The following is a 20408-nucleotide window of genomic DNA, read 5'->3' as shown; positions in this document are numbered from 1 at the left end:
AACCGACACTTTTATCACTCATCAAAACTGAACAACAGTAAAAGAATTTAGTGGTCCGTCAATAGATAAGGACGTTATCAAACTCAGCGGCAATGGTTTTAAGTCAGCGCTGATTTTTTTATTGACATGGATATGACTGCTTAACGATAGAAACCTAATTGAACTTCCAGGACGCTGACTATGATGTTGAATAAACCTTGGCTTGCCCAATACCCTAAGAGTGTACCAAAAACTATCGATCCAGATAGGTATGGCAGCATCATGGAGCTGTATGAAGAGTGCTTTGATCGCTTCCGTCTGCATCCAATGAGTATCTGTATGGGCGTAACCCATACTTATGATGACATTGATAAGGCGTCTCTTGCGGTCGCCGCTTGGTTACAGGCGCAGGGACTGCCTCAAGGCAGCGTGGTTGCATTGATGATGCCAAACGTGCCGCAATACTTACCGACGATGATTGGTATTTTGCGCGCAGGTTATGTCTGTACCCCAGTCAACCCACTATATACTGGACGCGAGCTGCGTCATCAGTTAAATGACTCAGGCGCTCAGGTTATCTTTGTGGTTGACAACTTTGCTCAAGCCCTCGAACAGGTTATTGATGAGACCAATATCAAACGTATTGTCTTATCAAAAATGGGCGATATGATGGGTTTGAAAGGTATTTTAGTGAATACCATTATCCGTCAGGTCAAACGATTGGTACCCAAATACAAGCTCAACGATCCTAAGCATGAAGTGACTAAGTTTCCAGATGTGCTAAAAAAGGGTAAACACTTGCCCTTCCAAAAGCCAAAGATGTCACTGGATCAAAAAGCCTTTTTGCAATATACCGGTGGTACGACGGGTTTATCTAAAGGCGCTATTTTATCTCAGCGTAATATTGTTGCAGGGGCCATGCAGTCAGAAGCTTGGACGCGTCCTATCACCTCAGAGATTAATGAGGTCTATATCAATATGGTGATGGCGTTACCGCTCTATCATATTTTCGCTTTTATGCTTAGCTCGCTCGGTATGCGTGCAGGCTACACCTTTATCTTGATACCCAATCCACGTGATATTCCTGGCTTTATCAAAACCTTATCAAAACAACCGTTCCACATTTTCCCTGCGGTTAATACCTTGTTTAAAGGGCTGCTTGATCATCCAAACTTTAAAGACTTAGATTTTAGCTCATTACGTATCTCGCAAGCAGGTGGTATGGCGGCGACCGAACAGACTGCGGCACGCTGGCTCGAGACCACCGGTTGCGCCATGATTGAAGGTTGGGGTATGACTGAAGGCGTTGCAGTCGGTACTGCAAACGTCGTTACTGACCGTAAGTTTAATGGCACGATTGGTGTGCCTGTCCCTAGCGTTGACGTTATCATCATCGATGATGAAGGCAATCGTGTTGGTGTCAACCAACCGGGTGAGATGTGCGTCAAAGGCCCCAATGTCACCTCAGGTTATCTTAATAGAGACAGTAGTGATGACTTTACTAAAGATGGCTATTTTCGTACTGGCGATATCGTTAGCATGGATGAAAAAGGCTACTTTAGACTATTAGACCGTAAAAAAGATATGATTTTAGTCTCAGGATTTAATGTCTTTCCGAACGAAGTAGAATCCGTCATGCTTGATTGTGCAGGGATTATTGATTGCGCCGTGATTGGTATTCCTGACGAACGTCAAGGTGAAGCTGTCAAAATCTATGTCGTCCCTGCTGATAATAATGTCACTAAAAACTCGATCAAAGAATTTGCCTTAGATAATTTAACCGGTTATAAATGCCCGCGTCATATCGAGTTTGTGACTGAGCTGCCAAAAAGTAATGTGGGTAAAGTACTGCGCCAAAAACTGCGTGAAAAACATATCGCTGATAATCCACAGCGCTAATCAACGCAAAACTTTAATCTCTCAGTCATAAAAAAGCGTCCTACCATCGATGTAGGGCGCTTTTTTTAATCTTTCACCATTTTTCTTTACTACCAAAACCTTTCGGTTTGTAAATGCTTAGTTAGCTAATCTAATACTTAATCTATAGGTTTTATGGACACCTTTACTCATAATAGTAACCTTTACTGGTATTATTAGCTATTTTTTACCCAAAGAACCTTTCATCTTATTTTAGCAACCACTTATCTATTTTAGCTTGCAACACAGTTTTTTCGTTTTATCAAACTGAATTATAAACTAACAAGTTCTTGTATAAGAATAACAAGCGCAATGGTAGTTATGTTAATGTACTGCCAAAATATGTTACGCTATTATTTATTAACTTATATTAATAGTCTCTTAGACTGAGGTTAATCTACTAACCTTGTTTGGACATGATATTTTTCCAGTCCCACCTTTAGTATCAAAAGTACTCACTAGCCGTTTAATCTACTTAGGTGCTAATTCTTGGTAGTTAAATATTTTTTAGTTAAACAATCTTCTAATTAAATACATTTGTATAAAGGCCACCGTATTTTAGCAGTCTGTGAATCAATAGGATAACACTCGACAATCCATCGCTTATAGAGCGATGATAGTATTGTTGACAAGGATGTGGCTCCTCTTTTATAGAACCTTAACTTATCGAAAATTTAAGGACGCTAAGTATGACCACTGATAAACCTTGGCTTGCTCAATATCCAGCAAACGTACCAAATACCATTAATCCTGATCAATACGAAAGTCTTATAGAGTTATATGAAGAGTGCTTTAACCGCTTTCGTATGCACCCTATGACTATTTGTATGGGCGTGACCCACACTTATGGTGATGTTGATCAGGCCTCTCTTGCAATTGCCGCATGGTTACAAGCGCAAGGTATTCCTAAAGGCAGTGTCGTGGCGCTCATGATGCCGAACGTGCCGCAATATCTGCCAACGATGATTGGTATTTTGCGTGCAGGCTACGTTTGTACGCCTATCAATCCTCTCTATACCGGTCGTGAACTACGCCATCAATTAAATGATTCAGGTGCGCAGGTTATCTTTGTGGTTGATAACTTTGCTCAAGCGCTTGAGCAGGTCATCGAAGAGACGGACATTAAACGTATTGTCTTATCAAAAATGGGCGATATGATGGGTTTAAAAGGTATTTTGGTCAATACCGTTATCCGTCAGGTCAAACGCTTGGTGCCGAAGTACAATCTAAACGATCCTAAATATAATGTTACTAAGTTTCCTGATGTGCTAAAAAAAGGTAAAAACCTACCTTTTCAAGCGCCAAAAACTTCATTGCAACAAAAAGCTATTTTGCAGTATACCGGTGGTACGACAGGATTATCTAAAGGTGCTGTATTAACGCAGCGCAACGTCGTCGCCGCAGCGATGCAGTCAGAAGCTTGGTATCGCCCGATTACCTCAGATATTAATGAGGCTTATATCAATATGGTGATGGCGTTACCGCTCTATCATATTTTCGCCTTTATGCTGAGCCTACTCGGTATGCGTTCAGGTTATACTTTTATATTAATACCCAATCCACGTGACATGCCTGGGTTTATTAAGACATTATCGAAACAACCGTTCCATATTTTCCCTGCGGTTAATACCTTGTTTAAAGGATTGCTTGATCAGCCGAACTTTAAAGACTTAGATTTTAGCTCATTACGTATCTCGCAGGCAGGTGGCATGGCGGCGACCGAACAGACGGCGGCACGCTGGCTAGAGGTCACTGGTTGTCCAATGGTTGAAGGTTGGGGCATGACCGAAGGCGTTGCTGCCGGTACCGCCAACGTCATCACAGATCGCAAATTTAATGGCACTATTGGTATTCCTGTCCCAAGTGTCGATATTATCGTGGTCGATGATAATGGCGTAACCGTTGGCTACAATCAAGCGGGTGAGATGTGCATCAAAGGACCAAATATTACTTCAGGCTACTTTAATAAAGACAATACTAACGACTTTACCAAAGACGGCTATTTCCGTACCGGCGATATTATCAGCATGGATGAAAAGGGTTATATCACCCTACTTGATCGCAAAAAAGACATGATTTTGGTCTCAGGCTTTAACGTCTTTCCTAATGAAATCGAATCTGTCATGCTTGATTGTAAAGGGATTGTCGAGTGTGCAGTCATTGGCATTCCTGATGACCATCAAGGTGAGGCGGTTAAAATCTATATCGTGCCTGCCGATAACAATGTCACCAAAAGTGAAGTAAAAGAGTTTGCTATCGATAACTTAACTGGCTATAAATGTCCGCGTCATATTGAGTTTGTGAGCGAGCTACCTAAGAGTAATGTCGGCAAAGTACTACGTCAAAAACTGCGTGAAAAACATATGTTAGACAACCCGCAAATATTGTAGTTTTCACATACTGTTACTTTACTTCCCAAATACAGGAAGTTTCAAAGCGATTAAAAAAGCCCCCTACATCATAATGTAGAGGGCTTTTTTAATCTTCTTATTACTCAACTGATAATTAGGCCCGTACAGTCACACCATTATCAATGATGTATATCAAACCACCATCCCTTGAGTCCTACTAGCTGACTTTATTGACCACTTGTAGTGGCAAATGCTTCATTGCTTGACCGACAAGCGACCATGGCAGGCTTGGTACACAAGCTTCATTTACCTTCGCCTCGATCGCTGCGACGATTGCTTTTGTGCCGGTCTCTGCGTCTACTTCAAACGGTAAAGGCTTGGCATTGGTATTGATTTCCGTGCGCACGTAACCTGGATAAATGGTAGAGACTTGAATCGGCAATTTGGTTAATAGCATATCAGCACGGATGCCTTCTGCCAAATGCGCCAAACCTGCCTTACTTGCGCCGTAAGCGGTCAGATGCTTTGGCAGTCCACGCATCGCTGACATACTGGATATCACCACCAGATGACCGCTGTTTTGTGCACGGAAGATGGTCATCGCCGCTTCACATTGTGCTAACGCAGAAATAAAGTTAATTTCAACGGTACGGCGGTTGGTGTCAAAGCGCCCTTTACCAATACGGCGGCTGTCCCCAATACCGGCGTTAACCACGACACGATCGATATGACCAAAATCCGCCGCGAATGTATTGAACACTTCAAAAATTGAATCATAATCACTGACATCCAATACCCGATACTCAATACGAATATCAGGATACTCTGCCATCAATTCTATTTGCAGACGCTCCAAACGCTCGGCACGGCGGGCACAAATAGCAAGGTTATAACCAAGCTTTGCAAACAATCTTGCCATGCCCTCACCCAATCCTGAGCTGGCACCAGTGATGAGAACTGTTTTACCCCGACCAACCTGCTGCTTATTCAAACCTTGGAGGTAACGTGCTGGCTGAATGGCACTAAACAGCTGATCCTTGCTTTGTTTAGCGCTTTTAGTGATTAAGTTTATCAATGTATTTTTCATAGAACGTCCTGTTTGTATCAATATAAAATAACGTTGATTGGCCATCATAGCGCAAATCCATAGAGTTAGTTTAGCAGCTATCGCACAAATTAAAAACGTGACGAAAAGCGGTTACCTGTTTAAGATAACCGCTTTCTCCTAGTATCCGTCATGATTTTGATATTTTATGACTACGTACTCTTTTATCGCCATGTCACAAAGCGTTTGCCGTCAGCAAATAAATGACTGTATTCGTTCAAGGACAATAAGCGAGTCCGTTCATTTTTGAGAGTGAGAGACGTCACGCCAGTATTAACCAAGCTTTTATTGATTTGATAAGCAGTCGAGCTGCCTTGTTGTAATAACTGCGCGGTGATGGCAGCGATGATACCGCCCGAGGTAAATACTAACACTGTAGCATCACGGCCCAACTGCAAACTGGCAACTTGTAGACGTACCTGCTCAAGCGCTTGCTTTGCACGCTCATTAAATTGCAGCCAGCTCTCGATATAATCATTGTCATTATCACCCGCATGCCAGCGCTGCATCGCGGCATCAAACAGCTCAGCTAAACGCGTAGAGGGCACTTCTGCTTGCGCAATCTCAGCTGCGATTGCCGTACGATTGCCAAAAGCAGGGTTTGATTTTATTAACACGTCTTTGTGATTAAATTCATCAAATTGGGGCAGCACATAGCTATCAGGCTCGCTAATATCAATAGCAGGCGTGCGAGGCTTGTCAGTATCTATCGCAACAGATGACTGATAACTGTCCCAAAAATGCCGCGCAGAGTCTTGTTGCCTTACCAAACTTCCCGTAAAAATCGCATCAATTTGGCGTTGTGTGCTTGCATAATGTTGACCGAGCATTTGCGCTTGCACACCGCCCAGCTTTGAGAGTTGATCATAATTTTCTTGTCCAAAGGACGCCTGACCATGACGGGCTAAAAGTATGGTTGTCATAAAATGTTGCCTTATTAATAATACTTTTATAAGTTTCTTAGACTTATATAAATATTTGCTTACTTTTCATCTTTAGAAGCATTTTGTCCAAAATAACTTTTTGGTAAAATCCCTTTAATAACAGACTGTATAGGACTTGGCAGTTGCTCAATCATCGCCGCATCGATACCTATATCTTGCAAATGTGGTTGTACGTAGTCGGTAAATAAAACCTCGCCTTCATACTGAGCGATAAGTTTCAGACACTTAGCATGCAATACATGAACAATGAGCCAAAAATTCTTAAAGGTAGGGTTGGTGGTTTGTTTATTATAGTAGCGATAGTAAATCTGCTGCACGATACCTGCTAGACGGAATAGACCAAATACTTCATAAAAGGTCCAGTTATCTATCTTGAGGCCCGTTTTTTCAAGGTAATAGCTCACCACTTCATCACGGGTCATCATCCCTTTTAAATGCGTCGGCTGACGACGTGATTGCTGCATGACGATATTATCATCTTCCTCAATCCAGTAAGCCAATGCGCTGCCCAAATCCATCAAAGGATCACCCAAGGTTGCCATTTCCCAATCAAGTACGCCGATAACCTTAGTTGGATCAGCAGCATCTAAAATAACGTTGTCAAAGCGCCAATCATTGTGAATCAAGCAAGTCTTACTATCAGCAGGAGTGTGCTTACCTAGCCACTGACGTACCAACGCAAAGCTAGGAACATTTGGGGTTTTGGCTTTGACATAACGCTTATCCCAACCAGTGACTTGGCGCTCGCAATAACCTTCTCCGCGCCCAAGATTTACTAAATCAGGATGCTCTTTATAATCTACTTGATGCAATTCAATCAAAGCGTCAATAACATTGGTACATAAGGCGCGCGTTTGCTCTGGATCTAAATCAACGCCTTTTGGCAAATTGGCACGCGGAATGATGCCTTCCATACGCTCCATGACATAAAAATCTGCTCCAATAACGTCTTCATCAGTACAGAGCGCGACCATCTTTGGTACATACGGATAAGCATCTTTTAAGGCTTTTTGCACGGTATATTCGCGCACCATATCATGCGCTGATTTGGCTTTAGTGCCTTTTGGTGGACGACGCAGAATCAAATCTTGGTCTGTGCCCTCACCATTATATTGCAAGCGATAAGTCCAGTTTGAAGCGCCACCTGAGAATTGAGTAACGGTTGGCTCGCCTTCTATATTAACGCCTTGCTCACGTAGCCAAGCGCTGACCGCTTTAGCGTCAAGCTCTTCGCCCTCGCGCACTTCGCCACCTTTATCTAAGACTTTATTAAGTGTTTGATTGTCAGTGTCAATATTCTTGGCCTGATTATCAGTTACCATGAGATGTTCCTTATCGTGTGGTCATTTATTTTTGTATGAGATTAAGGTTTAAAGATTCACTATCAAATAATCGATAGTGAATCTTTAGTAACAGTGGTAGTTGAGCCCGTTTTTTACTAAATGACAGACTCATGTCTAAGCTACATTAAGATTTAGCAGGTTTAGACGGACGACTAAAGCCTTGACGCTTCAATTCTAATTTCGCAATCATGGTTTTGTGTACTTCATCAGGTCCATCGGCTAAGCGTAGCGCTCGTGCTTGCGCATAGAAAGCGGGTAGCATCGTATCTTGGCAAACGCCCATGCCGCCATGAATCTGAATCGCCATATCGACCACTTCTTGTAATACCGTTGGTGCAACGACTTTAATCGCAGAAATTTCAGTCAATGCGGCTTTGGTACCTTGAGCATCCATTTTTTGCGCCGCGTATAACGTCAGCAGGCGCGCTTGGTCAATCTTAATACGTGCGTCAGCGATACGCTCAAAGTTACCGCCCAGTTGTAGCAATGGTTTACCAAACGCAGTACGCTGCATACCGCGCTTAACCGCAAGCTCTAGCGACTTTTCAGCAGCACCGATACAACGCATGCAATGATGAATACGACCTGGCCCTAAGCGACCTTGCGCAATCTCAAAACCCATACCCGGCCCACCGATAAAGTGGCTGACCGGTACGCGTACATTATTAAAACTGACCTCACCATGCCCGTGCGGCGCATCATAATCGCCAAATACTTTCAGCATACGCTCGATATTAACACCTGCTGTCTTTGCCGGCACCAATACCATCGAATGCTGGTGATGACGGTCTTTATTATCATCAGGGGTATAGGCCATGACAATCAATACATCAACCGCAGGGTCACCCAGACCTGACGACCACCATTTACTGCCATTGATGATAATCTCATCGCCATCGACGACAGCCGTCGCTTGCATGTTGGTGGCATCACTAGAAGCTACATCAGGCTCAGTCATACAAAACACTGAACGTGTCTTGCCTTCCAAGATTGGTGTTAACCATTTGTCTTGCTGCTCTTGAGAGCCATAGCGCCATAAAAGTTCCATATTACCGCTATCAGGGGCATTACAGTTAAATACGTAAGGCGCCAGTAAGCTGCGACCGGTCAGCTCTGCAATCGGTGCATAATCCGTGACCGAAAGCCCTGCACCTAACGTATCATCTGGCAAAAACAAATTCCATAGACCCGCTTCGCGTGCTTGTTTACGCAAGCTCTCGTACTTTTCTGGCCAGTGCCATTTGGTCCAATCGCCATCGGGGTTTTGCGCATGACAATCCGCCCAAAACTGCGCTTCGATTGGCTCAATTTGCGTCTCGATAAACGCTTGGACTTTGGCATACATGGCTTGACCATGTTCGGTGGCGGTAAACATGAGTGTATCGGTAGACATAGCTGACATCCTTTTCTTTGCTAAGAGTTAATTATTTTCATCACATTCACATCAAACTTTCATAAAAAGCTTAATGACAATTTTGTAATGTACGCACGTATACTCTATTCTGTATGCCACATTTATAACACAGCGTTTATGAATAAACAGCAAAAAGGCGCGACCCACTAGGACACGCCTTTTACAAAATGTAAACAACAACAAGCGATTCAATATTGCAACGCTAAAATACTATCTATCAAATAATACAATGACATTGAAACTTATTTTAGAAGGTTTAACCGGCTGTTTAAATCAAAACGCGCCAAGGCATCTGGTAATTTATCAATCGCCATGCTGAGTGTTGCTTCTGCAGCTTGTGACAGTCCTAATTTTTCTGCTAACGTTGGCTTTTGGCGCGAATGCAGCGCATACACTTCATTGTTTTCCATACGCTCTAATAGATAGCTGTCTGATGTCTGTAATTTATCCACCAAGTTCAAATGCAGCGCATCTTCACCATACCAATGTTCACCTGTCGCAACTTTATCCACATCAAGCATGCCGCCGCGATAACGATTGACGAAGTGCTTAAATAACTCATGCGTTTGCTCAAGCTCTTCTTGATATTTGGCACGATCTTCATCGTCATTTTCACCAAATACAGTCACGGTACGTTTGTAATCACCTGCGGTAAACATCTCATAATCGACATCATGATTTTTAAGCCATTTATGGAAGTTCGGCAATTGTGATACCACACCGATAGAACCAATAATAGCAAATGGCGCCGCAACGATTTTGTCTGCAACACAAGCCATCATATAACCGCCACTGGCCGCGACTTTATCAACACAGACGGTCAATTTTAGACCCGCATCTTTAAGACGAGCCAATTGTGCCGCCGCCAAACCGTAACCATGAACCAAGCCGCCGCCTGATTCTAAACGCACGACGACTTCATCACCTTTATTGGCAGTACTGATTAATGTGCTGATTTCTTCGCGTAGATGCTTGACAGCCGTGGCTTTAATATCGCCATCAAAGTCAAGCACAAAGACTTGTTGTTTGGTATCGCTAGGGTTCTTTTTATTTTTGCTTTTGCTTTTTACTTTTAAAGCTTGTCTGGCTTTTTTAGCCATGGCTTTTTTCAGCTGTTTAAGTGCTGCTTTACCTTGCGTCGCCTCCATCAGATCTTCACGACGTTGCTCTTGGCTTTTATTTAGATGGATAACTCTTAGCTCAACAGGGTTTTTAGAGGGATGAAAAAGCATGAGCGGAATTCCTTTAATGATTGAAAGTGTTTTAATAAGATTTTATAAGTTAGGCTGATATGTGCATGGTGGCCAATATTTTCAAGCAAAATGACAATATTTAACCCAATGCAAATGTTACTGAATAAATACGCCTAATACTGATGCTTTCCTACGCATCGATTGGATGCCACTGGTTGTATAACAAAGGCAGATTAGGCATAATATGCGTTTACACCAAATTTTCTGTAGCCAACGTGATGACCCTTTGTCTGAATCGCGTTATTTGCGCTTTTTTAGCCGATGGCTTGAATCGCGCAATAATGGCTGCATGATCGTATTTCGAATTGGGCTGACAACTGGATAACTATATTATGACGCAAAGCACTATGACGCATAGCGAATACCGAGACGAATATTGCGGAGCCGTAACCGAAAGCTTACTTGAGCAAACCATTAGCATCGTAGGCTGGGTACATCGTCGTCGCGATCACGGTGGCGTGATTTTCTTAGACATGCGTGACCGCGCAGGTATCTTGCAGGTCGTCGTTGACCCTGACACTCCAGAAGCATTTGCGACTGCTGATGCGGTACGTCCTGAATATGTGCTAAAAATTACCGGTCGCGTACGTCGCCGTTATGAAGGCACTGAAAACGCCAATATGACCAGTGGTCAGATTGAGCTATTGGGCAAAGAGATTGAAGTATTGGCAAAATCTGAAACACCGCCTTTCCCATTAAATGATGAGAAAACCACGGTATCAGAAGACTTGCGTTTAAAGTACCGCTACCTTGATATGCGTCGTCCGCAGATGCAAGAGCGTATGGTTTTCCGTGCCAAAGCCACTTCAGCGATTCGTCGTTATCTAGATGATCATGGCTTCTTAGACGTTGAAACCCCTATCTTGACTCGTGCGACCCCTGAAGGCGCGCGTGATTATCTAGTGCCTTCACGTACACGTCCGGGTAACTTTTTTGCCTTGCCGCAGTCACCACAGCTATTTAAGCAGTTGTTAATGATTTCAGGTTTTGACCGCTATTATCAAATTGCTAAGTGTTTCCGTGATGAAGATTTACGTGCTGACCGTCAGCCTGAATTTACACAGGTGGATATTGAGACTTCTTTCTTAAACGAAGAAGAAATCATGAATATCAACGAAGGTCTTATCAAACATCTATTTAAGACCATGATGGATGTTGAGTTTGAAGACTTCCCACGTATGACTTATGCCGAAGCGATGCGTGACTATGCGTCAGACAAGCCTGACTTACGTATTCCATTAAAATTGGTCGACGTTGCCGATTTAATGAAAGACGTTGATTTTAAAGTATTTGCTGGTCCTGCGAACGATCCTAAAGGTCGCGTTGCTGCTCTACGCATCCCTGGCGGCGCTTCATTAAGCCGTAAACAAATCGATGCTTATACTAAGTTTGTGAGTATTTATGGTGCTCGTGGTTTGGCTTATATCAAAGTCAACGACGCTAGCAACATCAACAATGGCGTACATAAAGAGTCTGGCCTACAGTCTCCAATCATCAAAAACATGACTGATGATGTACTGGTAAGCCTGATTGAGCGTACTGGTGCAGAAAGTAATGATATTATCTTCTTTGGTGCGGATAAAGCCAGTGTAGTAAACGATGCAATCGGTGCACTACGTCAAAAGATTGGTCTAGATTTAGAAATGACGACATGTGAGTGGGCACCACTTTGGGTAACTGATTTTCCAATGTTTGAAGAAACTGATGATGGTCGCTGGACCTCAATGCATCATCCATTTACTAAGCCTAAAGGATCGGTACAGGAACTAAAAGATAATCCAGAAAAAGCGCTATCTATCGCTTATGATATGGTACTGAATGGCACAGAAGTTGGCGGCGGTAGTCTACGTATCAACACCTATGATATGCAGCAAGCGGTACTTGATGCTTTAGGTATCGGCGAGCAAGAGGCTCAAGACAAGTTTGGCTTCTTACTTGACGCCCTAAAATTCGGTGCGCCTCCGCATGGTGGCTTGGCCTTTGGTTTGGATCGTCTGATTATGCTTATGGTCGGCGCGGATTCTATCCGTGACGTGATTGCCTTCCCAAAAACCAAAACTGCTGAGTGTCCACTAACTCAAGCACCTGCTGAAGTCGATAGCAAACAGCTACGTGAACTTGGTATCCGTGTGCGTGAAAAAGCACAAGCAGATGCTAACAAACCTGCTCAAAAATAGTCAGATAATGGTTACCTACTTTTTATCTAATTGGTTACGTGATTCATCATCGTGTGAATGGTCATGAATCCGTATCATATTTTCAAAATCGTGCCACTGTCTGTCTTGCAGATGCTGGCACGATTTTCTGCTTGGATAATATTACGGCTACCAAACGCTAGCATCATGCGTACTGTCAGTATCAATATGGCACTGATTGCGCCGTCGTTATCTAATCGTCAAAAACAAGCCTTAACCAAAGATATCATCTATCATCAATGTTTAACCACTATTGAATCTGTCAAGAGCTGGGCGATGCCACCTGAATGGAGCATTGCCCAAATTCGCGACGTTCATAATAAAGACTTTTTATTAGAAGGTCTTGCAAATCCTAACGGCATGCTGGCGATTGTCCCACATCTCGGTACGTGGGAGATGATGAACGCTTGGCTTAATCAGTTCGGCTCGCCAACTATCATGTATAAGCCGGTTAAAGGCAAAATCACTAATGATTTTGTACTGCAAGGCCGTGCGCGGCTTAATGCAACACTGGTACCGACCGATGGCAGCGGTGTCAAAGCGGTATTTAAAACCCTTAAACAAGGTGGCTTTAGTATTGTACTGCCCGATCATGTTCCTGACCCATCAGGTGGCGTGATAGTACCCTTTTTTGGTATTGAGACATTGACCAGTACACTTGCTTCTAAACTTGCGAGCAAAACTAAATGTGCGTTGGTCGGCTTATCGTGCATTCGCCGTGACGATGGACGTGGCTTTGATATCTATTGTTATAAATTAGACGACCCAGCGCTATATGATCGCAATGCTGAAACCGCTGCTTATGCGCTCAATCTAGCGATGCAACATATGATTGAGGACAAATGCAGTCATTATATGTGGGGTTATCGTCGCTTTAAGCACATACCTACTTTAAATAATCCTTATACTGCTGATAAAAAATCGTTATCAGCTTTTCTTCATAACGATAAGTCTAAGCATGCTAAACCTTAGTTTAATAATGATGATCAGCTTAATAAGAAGTAGAAACACTACCAATATCTAACTTCTAAGAAATTTAGTGAATAAAAGCCGTGTTAACATTGGCTGATATTTATATCATTTTTTCTTTTTTAATTACTGGTTCTTCTTTAACATTAGTTCTTCATTTATACGAATATGAGTGCATTATGGCAACTGACGTAAAGCAAAAACTATCAACGGATCAAGCGCTAACAGATCCTAAACACTCCGAACAGCGTTATATTATTTGTATGAAATGGGGCGATAAATACGGTCCTGAGTACGTCAACCGTCTTTATAATATGGTCAGTCGTCATCTGACTTTAGATTTTCAGATGGTTTGTTTAACAGATGATAGCACGGGCATCGACCCTGCCGTTACTTGTCATCCCATACCTGACATGAATTTGCCAGCAGGACCAGAGCGTGGTTGGAAGAAGCTGACGACTTTTAAACCTGAGCTATACAACCTTAAAGGTGTCGCCTTATTCTTAGATATCGATATCGTTATCGTCGATAATATCGATGCTTTTTTCACTTATAAAGCTGCACACGATGACAGTGTGGTCATCATTCGTGACTGGAAAAAACCGTGGCGTATGATTGGTAATAGCTCGGTATATCGCTTTAATGTCGGTTTGAATACATATCCCGATTTGCTGGCAAACTTTGAGCGCAACTTTGAAACCATTCGCACCCAAGTACGCCATGAGCAAGCCTATCTTTCTAACTATCTACGCGAACATCACCATCTAGAGTACTGGGATAAAGGCTGGTGTGTCAGTTTTAAATACCAGTGTATGGCACCTACTCCTTTGAATTTCGTACGTGCACCGACGCTTCCTAATGGCGCAAAAATCGTTATCTTTCATGGTGAGATTAATCCACCAGATGCCATCAAAGGCGGCGGCGGTAAGTGGTATCGTCATGTCAAGCCTAGTCCTTGGTTGAAAGAATATTGGCTATAATCTAGTTATTAGAATATCTGGAGTTGAACGTGGAACTACCTCCTGCTTTAACATTTGACATTGGCAATCAAACCATTTCTATTCAAGCTTTTGATGCGCAAGAAGCCCAGCAAAATCTTCATCAGCAATCGGTTAACATCATTGCCTCTGGTCCTTCCATTGCTAATATAAAATTTATAGATTTAGTAGATGCTGCTACTATTTTTGTCAATGGCAGTATAAGCTTAACTGCTCAGCACAACTTTACCAATATAGTAGGTTATGTCATTAGCGATGCACGCTTTATCAGGCATCAGCCAGATATTTTAAACAAACACTACAGAGGTCAGCCTCTATATGCCACTTTGGCAGTACTAGAAACCTTGGCAGTTACACACCCTAGTATAATAATTAATTATCATAGCGCCATGCGTATTATTTATCCTGTAGATAGACCTTGGGGCGTCAAAACAAATAAGTTTTGGTTTAGTCGACTACTATCAAAGCACTATTCACTTAGTAAAAAAACATCGCTATCGACATTAGTAAATCAACGCAACTTTGTCATCGACGCGCATCATCAGCCTGCCCCTATCGGCTTATCTTTAGATATTACCCATGGTTTTGTAGAAGCAGGCACTGTTGCTTATGTCGCGGCTCAGTTGGCTTTTTCACGTGGTGCAGGCGAAATCCATCTGTATGGTATTGATCTATTAAATACTGACCAACCTCGATTTTATGAGGATAAGAGTAATAGTGCGCCTTGTAAACTAGATAAGGCTATTAGTGAACGTATTGTCCCTTCATTTGACTTGTTAGGACATACTTATAAAAAGCAGGGTATCACTGTTTATAATCACTCCCCTATCTCAAAAGATTTATTTCGTGGTCTGGAGTCACAACCCTTTGTTAAAGGCTAAGTACTGATTGGCAATGATAGGTGGTCGCAATTGTTGATTAAATTTAATCTTATAACTATCAGGATTGCTGATTGCTTGTTTCATCAAACTGGACAAAGTGCTTATATCGCCAACAGGAACTAAATTTTGTTCAGGTAACAACTCTCTTGGTCCAAAGGGACAATCCGTGCTAATGACCGGCACTTCTAACGCCTGCGCCTCGACAATCACATAACCAAAACCTTCAAATTTAGACGTTAATACCAGTAAAGCTGCACTGGCGATTAATGGATACGGATTTTCTTGGAATCCTAAAAACTTCACCTGCTCTTGAACATTTAATTGGACAGCCAACTGCTTAATCTCATTTTCAAGACGACCTTGTCCTACCAACACTAAAGGCTGTGTACATGATGTTTGAGCGTAAGCATGTAACAAGTCATGATGATTTTTCATGGTGTCAAATGAGCCGACATGGATCATGTAAGCACATGTCGTCAAACCGAATTGAGAAATATCCGATAAGCGCCCCGCGGCTTCTTTGATAGCATAATCGTCACAGGGATTATAAATCGTGGTGGTTCTTGTTGTGTTCTTACCTATCAGTGCCAGCAAATCTTTACCTGCGCCTACACTGACACAGCTACAAGGGTGTGCCCCATAAACCATTTTTAAGTGCTTAATAGTTTGTACAGGATGTGCAGTCAGCTGAGCTTCGAATTGTTTGGATACAGCAGTGTGAAGTACATTAACAATATTTGGCAAGCGGCTATAGGCCATAATCCAATTGAGCTTATATATATTGACCAAAATTAAATCTGGTTTACCAATGTTTTTAAGAACATACTCATCAATGCGTGCAGCTACTGTTTTATAAGCGGTTGCTTGAATGGAGTTTTCTTCTATTTGTTGGTTAGAGAAGGTTTGATAGTAAGGAACTATATGATACTTTACTCGGGTATCTAAAGGCATATCTTGAGTATCCTCTAGACATAGAACATAGACGCTATAACCCATCTCTATATAAGCGTGCGCTAACGTGGTGACCATACGTTCAGCACCGCGACCTTCCAATGCTTTTAATATAAGTACAATGATTGGTTGAGTCATAAGTTAGTCAGTCTATTTATGGTTAATAAAGGTTATCAGTAGCTTAATAGCGTAAATTTTGTCAAAATAGTTCTAGCAAAAATCAATAGTATATTTCCTAGTAAGGTTATAAAATGGCAACACCTACAGGATGGCAAAGAAGAGCTATTTTACTGTTCAAAAGTGAAAAAAAACTCAATGCCGGTAGAATTGTCAAAAATCTTATGAATAAAAGCGTTGATGAAATGAAATCAACCATTATCACAGTATCTATATGTGATGAGTTAGCCTTAACTCACAAACCTCGAACCAACGATTTAACTGCTCACTTAGAGAATTTGAAACATCAGTTCATTGGTCAGTCAGAGCTTTGTTTTTATCATGCAACTCTTATAGTATTATTACGGCGTGATTATAAACCTAAAGAAATCTTCACTGAATTTGAACAGTTATGGCATACCGAAAGCGACTATCTGTTGGATCATTTGTCTTTGCGTTGGATTGTCTCTGCTTGTGATACTTTTATCGATCATTCGGCTGATATGCTTAGAGCTGCTATCTTGATGAATATCACTACGCTTATGACTACTTTAAGGGTATATGAAACTAAACAGTTTTTGCAACGTCCTTCTGGTTCTAACTCCTTGCCTTTAGTTGAGAACAACATTAATGCTCTCTATCGTAGGGACCTCCCTTTATATGATGGCTTGACTTATTTTAGTGTTGGCTCTGATGATACTTTAAAAAATATGCGCAATCGTTACGAAAGATTTTATGAGTCAGATAAGCTAGCGGCGACTATGCTATTGTCCGTTTTTGAGAGGCTGCAAAGTCATCAAAGTGCTTTTTCTACCATGCGGTCATTACACAAATGCGAAAGATCTAAGTGGTGGTTAGATTAAAAGTAGCTATTGATACTGCTTGAAAGGTCTAAACTCCTCATTTACTATTGTCCAAAGAATTTTCACAATTAACATTTTGCTATTAAAATTATAGGCACTCCATGACTTCAGTTTCATCTCCATTATTTTTTGAAAACATCAGTGCCACGGATAATTTTATTATCTGTTGTTTTTATACCGACAGTTATCGCAGTCATGCTTTACATTTAAAACAATCTCTCGATGACTTTAACCTAAACTACTACTTTAAAGAAGTTGAAGATGCTGGATATTGGGAAGCCAATACTCGTATCAAACCACATTTCATCTTGGAGTGTCTAAAGAAATTTCCCAATAAAAACGTCTTATATTTAGATGCTGACGCTCTTGTTAAAAAACCCTTAGATTATTTCAATACTATCACTGCCGATGTAGCATTCTATAAGACCAAAGGTATGCCTGGCATGTCGCATGATTATTTGGCTAGTACCATGTTTTTTAACAATACCGCTAACACTATGGCTTTAGTGGAACAATGGATAGCAGAGCAAATAGATGGTAAAAAAACACAAGTAGATCAAGACAGCCTTGATAGTGCTATGCATAAGCTTGGAAATAGTTTAACCGTGGAAGCTCTCAATCCGGGCTATATAAAAATATTTGATAAAGATTATGATGGTGAGATCTATATTGAGCAATATCAGGCGAGCCGTGGTCATATCAAGCTTAAGCGGCAAAATATTAGAAAGCGTAATAGAGTGATAGGCGGTATCGTATTATTAATTATTATAACGCTTGGTATTATACTCACTAAATAACAGCTGTTTATTGGAGTTTGTCATTTTGAGAATGACGAGAAAAGCGAGTTAAATTTTAGCCGAACAAGGTAAATAATGCAGACAATATATCTATATTATTTACCTTGCTTGGCGTAGATATAGCTATTTTTAACTCATTAAAATAAATATCTTTCGAGTTGAATACCTAGCATTCTAGAAATGGCTAAATATCTATCAATTAACTCGTAATATTTTGTTTAGCAAAGCTTTTTATAAAGTCTAAATATTTTTTAGCAATGGTAATAGGCAGTAACGCTTCATTAAAGGGGGCAGAGAATTGTAGTGAATCTTGCATCGCTTGGCTGAGCTTTTTGGCGATAGCATCAATATCGTCTGTTGGCATCAAATTCTTTTCTGGTAGTAACTCTTTGGGTCCAGATTGACAATCAGTACTAACTACAGGTGTAGCTAATGCTAGAGATTCTGCAATAACTAAAGCAAACCCTTCCCAATTAGAGGTTAATACTTTAAATCGGGCATGTTTAATATAAGGGAATACATTTTCACAGAAGCCGAGAAAAATAACTGTATCTGACAAACCAAGCTCTATAACCAGTTGCTCTATTTCACTTTTAAGTTTACCCTGCCCTGCTAACAACAATGGCAAAGAACGATCTGTCTGCGCATAAGCTTTTAATAAAATATCATGCCGTTTTGCTTCCTTAAAACTACCGACATGAATAATATAATCTTGATACTTTGGAATAAATGCTTCGGCTAACTTTTGAATACCGTCTCTATCAATCGGGTTATGAATAGCGGTTACTGGGATACTATTACCAAAAATTTTTATAAAGTCTTCTTTAACCCCTTTGCTTACGCACACGCAAGGATGTTTTGAATATCTATCTCTTAGTGTTAACTTTAAATTATCACTATCTGTCTCATTAAGTTTGTAGTATAACGATAACGTATTGTGAATAACGTAAACAATATTCGGCAGTTTACTATAACAAAAAATACTGTCTGAACGCTCAAGATTAGATAATAATAAAGTAGGCTGCCCAATATTTTTAAGAATATACTTATCTACTTTTTTGGCCAATACGGAGTGGCGTATTTTACCTTTTGGCAACCATCGATAACGTTCATAGTCTATTAAATGATAGGTTAAGTCTTTATCTAAGCTAAACTCAACTTTATCATTAAACCGCAATACATGAACATCAAATCCTAATTGATGAAAAGCAGCCCCTATCGTTAATACAAATCGCTCTGCACCCGCACCTTGTAGGGAGTTAATAGACAATACAATCTTATCTTTATGTGACGCCATAACATGCATTAATTATTCCTCAATCCTCTTTTTATAAGGTTGCATGCTAACCGTATTTTGATATTATTAACAGTTTATAAATTAAATAAACGCGAAAGAAATGACCTAGTCGAATTTTGACGAGTTATCTTATTGCCTTTATAGCGTTTGTGAGTTTTTTTGGGGAATTGGCCAAACGTTTTTACTCTATAATCATCTAATTTGTAGCCTGCCGCTATTGCTGCTGCATAGTATTGATCAAATAACTCACTAAGCTCGGCTCTTGGATGTGGCATTATTTTACCATCGAACCAATGTGTAAACCCTTCCTCTTGAACTCTTGCGAGCGCGTATTTATGGCTGAATTGAGTGCCCATATCCGAATAATGTAATATCTTAATCTCTTCTAAGGCTAAGTCTTCACCATCGACACAATTATAACTATCTTTGTAAGGTTCAACCAGTTGAGAATTAACTTTTAATAGATCCATCATTTTTTGATGACTATCAAAGTCTTGTCTAAGCTGATTGATCGGCATTATATTACTTTTCGCTTTTGCACAATCCCATAGACAGGTACATAATCGTGTCATATCAGTATTCGTTTTTGCAGCTACGATAGCTTTTCCTTCAATAGGATGTTGCCAAAGTTGAGCTAAATCGCTGAGGATAACCACATCAGCATCCATATAAATCGCTCTGCCAGAATAATTACAGTAGTCAGGAATCGCCCAGCGAAACCCTGAAAAAGGTGTTGCCCACTTGGTAGTATTCCAACCCTCGCCTGTCTCAGGATTTGAGTACCAATAGCTGTCTGGATTGCGTGATAGCTGCATCCATACAATTTCAACTGGCGAGCTGGTATGTTTATGGACACTATATTCCAATACCATCATCTGCTCTAAATCGCAATTGTTAGGATCGCATCCCACAAAGACTTTAATAATCCCATCACTCATAATTAAATCCTACTAAATAAATATAATAAAAATCACTATATATCAGGGTGTATTAAA

Annotated in this window: 16 protein-coding genes; 8 read left to right on the top strand and 8 right to left on the bottom strand. The window is 41.0% G+C overall.

Translation table 11 applies throughout. The features are described 5' to 3' along the window. The first annotated feature begins 180 nt into the window (after positions 1 to 180). Entirely contained in the window at positions 181 to 1878 is a 1698-nt protein-coding gene (locus FQ084_RS07690; protein WP_149490042.1) for an AMP-binding protein, read from the top strand. Between the two features lie 707 nt (positions 1879 to 2585). Continuing rightward, positions 2586 to 4286 carry an AMP-binding protein gene (locus FQ084_RS07685; RefSeq protein ID WP_149490041.1) on the top strand — a complete coding sequence of 567 codons (1701 nt, stop codon included), beginning with the start codon at positions 2586 to 2588 and terminating at the stop codon, positions 4284 to 4286. A 178-nt stretch (positions 4287 to 4464) separates the two neighbouring features. Here the strand turns inward: FQ084_RS07685 and FQ084_RS07680 are convergent, their stop codons facing one another. The 5 genes from FQ084_RS07680 to sohB all read right to left on the bottom strand — a co-directional run bounded on the left by FQ084_RS07680 (position 4465) and on the right by sohB (position 10285). Continuing rightward, the gene (locus FQ084_RS07680) at positions 4465 to 5334 is read right to left on the bottom strand and encodes an SDR family oxidoreductase (RefSeq protein ID WP_149490040.1); all 870 of its coding nucleotides are present in this window, start codon (positions 5332 to 5334) and stop codon (positions 4465 to 4467) included. 182 nt (positions 5335 to 5516) lie between these two features. Further along, complete coding sequence (locus tag FQ084_RS07675) at positions 5517 to 6275, bottom strand: histidine phosphatase family protein (RefSeq protein ID WP_149490039.1); 759 nt, start codon at positions 6273 to 6275, stop codon at positions 5517 to 5519. Positions 6276 to 6334: 59 nt separating this feature from the next. After that, positions 6335 to 7618 carry a phosphotransferase family protein gene (locus FQ084_RS07670; protein WP_149490038.1) on the bottom strand — a complete coding sequence of 428 codons (1284 nt, stop codon included), beginning with the start codon at positions 7616 to 7618 and terminating at the stop codon, positions 6335 to 6337. A gap of 145 nt (positions 7619 to 7763) precedes the next feature. Continuing rightward, positions 7764 to 9014: an acyl-CoA dehydrogenase family protein gene (locus tag FQ084_RS07665; protein WP_410477335.1), complete on the bottom strand. Its 1251-nt coding sequence runs from the start codon at positions 9012 to 9014 to the stop codon at positions 7764 to 7766. 281 nt (positions 9015 to 9295) lie between these two features. Beyond that, complete coding sequence (gene sohB / locus FQ084_RS07660; protein WP_149490036.1) at positions 9296 to 10285, bottom strand: protease SohB; 990 nt, start codon at positions 10283 to 10285, stop codon at positions 9296 to 9298. A 368-nt stretch (positions 10286 to 10653) separates the two neighbouring features. Here sohB and aspS point away from each other — a divergent pair, with 368 nt between their 5' ends. From aspS to FQ084_RS07640, 4 genes are all read left to right on the top strand, one after another. Continuing rightward, positions 10654 to 12483 (top strand): aspartate--tRNA ligase, encoded by a 1830-nt coding sequence (gene aspS / locus FQ084_RS07655; protein ID WP_149490210.1) that lies wholly within the window; start codon positions 10654 to 10656, stop codon positions 12481 to 12483. A gap of 63 nt (positions 12484 to 12546) precedes the next feature. Then, positions 12547 to 13473, top strand: a complete 927-nt coding sequence (locus tag FQ084_RS07650; RefSeq protein ID WP_149490035.1) for a lysophospholipid acyltransferase family protein — start codon at positions 12547 to 12549, stop codon at positions 13471 to 13473. 176 nt (positions 13474 to 13649) lie between these two features. After that, positions 13650 to 14450, top strand: coding sequence for a glycosyltransferase (locus FQ084_RS07645; RefSeq protein ID WP_149490034.1), 801 nt, complete (start codon positions 13650 to 13652; stop codon positions 14448 to 14450). 29 nt (positions 14451 to 14479) lie between these two features. After that, a complete protein-coding gene (locus FQ084_RS07640; RefSeq protein ID WP_149490033.1) occupies positions 14480 to 15349 on the top strand; it encodes a hypothetical protein in 870 nt (289 codons plus the stop codon). Here the strand turns inward: FQ084_RS07640 and FQ084_RS07635 are convergent. After that, positions 15326 to 16438, bottom strand: a complete 1113-nt coding sequence (locus tag FQ084_RS07635) for a glycosyltransferase (RefSeq protein WP_149490032.1) — start codon at positions 16436 to 16438, stop codon at positions 15326 to 15328. The genes FQ084_RS07640 and FQ084_RS07635 overlap by 24 nt on opposite strands. Positions 16439 to 16551: 113 nt before the next feature. On the opposite strand from FQ084_RS07635, the gene FQ084_RS07630 reads away from it, so the two are divergent. Then, entirely contained in the window at positions 16552 to 17319 is a 768-nt protein-coding gene (locus FQ084_RS07630) for a hypothetical protein (RefSeq protein WP_149490031.1), read from the top strand. A gap of 101 nt (positions 17320 to 17420) precedes the next feature. After that, positions 17421 to 18116 (top strand): putative nucleotide-diphospho-sugar transferase, encoded by a 696-nt coding sequence (locus FQ084_RS07625; protein ID WP_149490030.1) that lies wholly within the window; start codon positions 17421 to 17423, stop codon positions 18114 to 18116. A gap of 199 nt (positions 18117 to 18315) precedes the next feature. On the opposite strand, the gene FQ084_RS07620 is transcribed toward FQ084_RS07625, so the two are convergent. Together FQ084_RS07620 and FQ084_RS07615 are read right to left on the bottom strand one after the other, a co-directional pair. Continuing rightward, positions 18316 to 19413, bottom strand: coding sequence for a glycosyltransferase (locus tag FQ084_RS07620; RefSeq protein WP_149490029.1), 1098 nt, complete (start codon positions 19411 to 19413; stop codon positions 18316 to 18318). A 74-nt stretch (positions 19414 to 19487) separates the two neighbouring features. After that, positions 19488 to 20351: a glycosyltransferase gene (locus tag FQ084_RS07615; protein ID WP_149490028.1), complete on the bottom strand. Its 864-nt coding sequence runs from the start codon at positions 20349 to 20351 to the stop codon at positions 19488 to 19490. Between the last annotated feature and the right edge of the window lie 57 nt (positions 20352 to 20408).

The sequence above is a fragment of the Psychrobacter sp. ANT_WB68 genome (genome assembly GCF_008369115.1).
Classification (GTDB): domain Bacteria; phylum Pseudomonadota; class Gammaproteobacteria; order Pseudomonadales; family Moraxellaceae; genus Psychrobacter.
Note: the sequence above shows the minus strand (reverse complement) of the source record. Positions and strands in the feature narration are given on the sequence as shown.

Bases quoted from the DNA above. Each gene is read 5' to 3' on its own strand.
- sohB (WP_149490036.1), bottom strand. From the start codon at position 10,285: ATGCTTTTTCATCCCTCTAAAAACCCTGTTGAGCTAAGAGTTATCCAT.
- FQ084_RS07645 (WP_149490034.1), top strand. From the start codon at position 13,650: ATGGCAACTGACGTAAAGCAAAAACTATCAACGGATCAAGCGCTAACA.
- FQ084_RS07650 (WP_149490035.1), top strand. From the start codon at position 12,547: ATGAATCCGTATCATATTTTCAAAATCGTGCCACTGTCTGTCTTGCAG.
- FQ084_RS07625 (WP_149490030.1), top strand. From the start codon at position 17,421: ATGACTTCAGTTTCATCTCCATTATTTTTTGAAAACATCAGTGCCACG.
- aspS (WP_149490210.1), top strand. From the start codon at position 10,654: ATGACGCATAGCGAATACCGAGACGAATATTGCGGAGCCGTAACCGAA.
- FQ084_RS07680 (WP_149490040.1), bottom strand. From the start codon at position 5,334: ATGAAAAATACATTGATAAACTTAATCACTAAAAGCGCTAAACAAAGC.
- FQ084_RS07620 (WP_149490029.1), bottom strand. From the start codon at position 19,413: ATGGCGTCACATAAAGATAAGATTGTATTGTCTATTAACTCCCTACAA.
- FQ084_RS07630 (WP_149490031.1), top strand. From the start codon at position 16,552: ATGGCAACACCTACAGGATGGCAAAGAAGAGCTATTTTACTGTTCAAA.
- FQ084_RS07670 (WP_149490038.1), bottom strand. From the start codon at position 7,618: ATGGTAACTGATAATCAGGCCAAGAATATTGACACTGACAATCAAACA.
- FQ084_RS07635 (WP_149490032.1), bottom strand. From the start codon at position 16,438: ATGACTCAACCAATCATTGTACTTATATTAAAAGCATTGGAAGGTCGC.
- FQ084_RS07665 (WP_410477335.1), bottom strand. From the start codon at position 9,014: ATGTTTACCGCCACCGAACATGGTCAAGCCATGTATGCCAAAGTCCAA.
- FQ084_RS07685 (WP_149490041.1), top strand. From the start codon at position 2,586: ATGACCACTGATAAACCTTGGCTTGCTCAATATCCAGCAAACGTACCA.
- FQ084_RS07675 (WP_149490039.1), bottom strand. From the start codon at position 6,275: ATGACAACCATACTTTTAGCCCGTCATGGTCAGGCGTCCTTTGGACAA.
- FQ084_RS07690 (WP_149490042.1), top strand. From the start codon at position 181: ATGATGTTGAATAAACCTTGGCTTGCCCAATACCCTAAGAGTGTACCA.
- FQ084_RS07615 (WP_149490028.1), bottom strand. From the start codon at position 20,351: ATGAGTGATGGGATTATTAAAGTCTTTGTGGGATGCGATCCTAACAAT.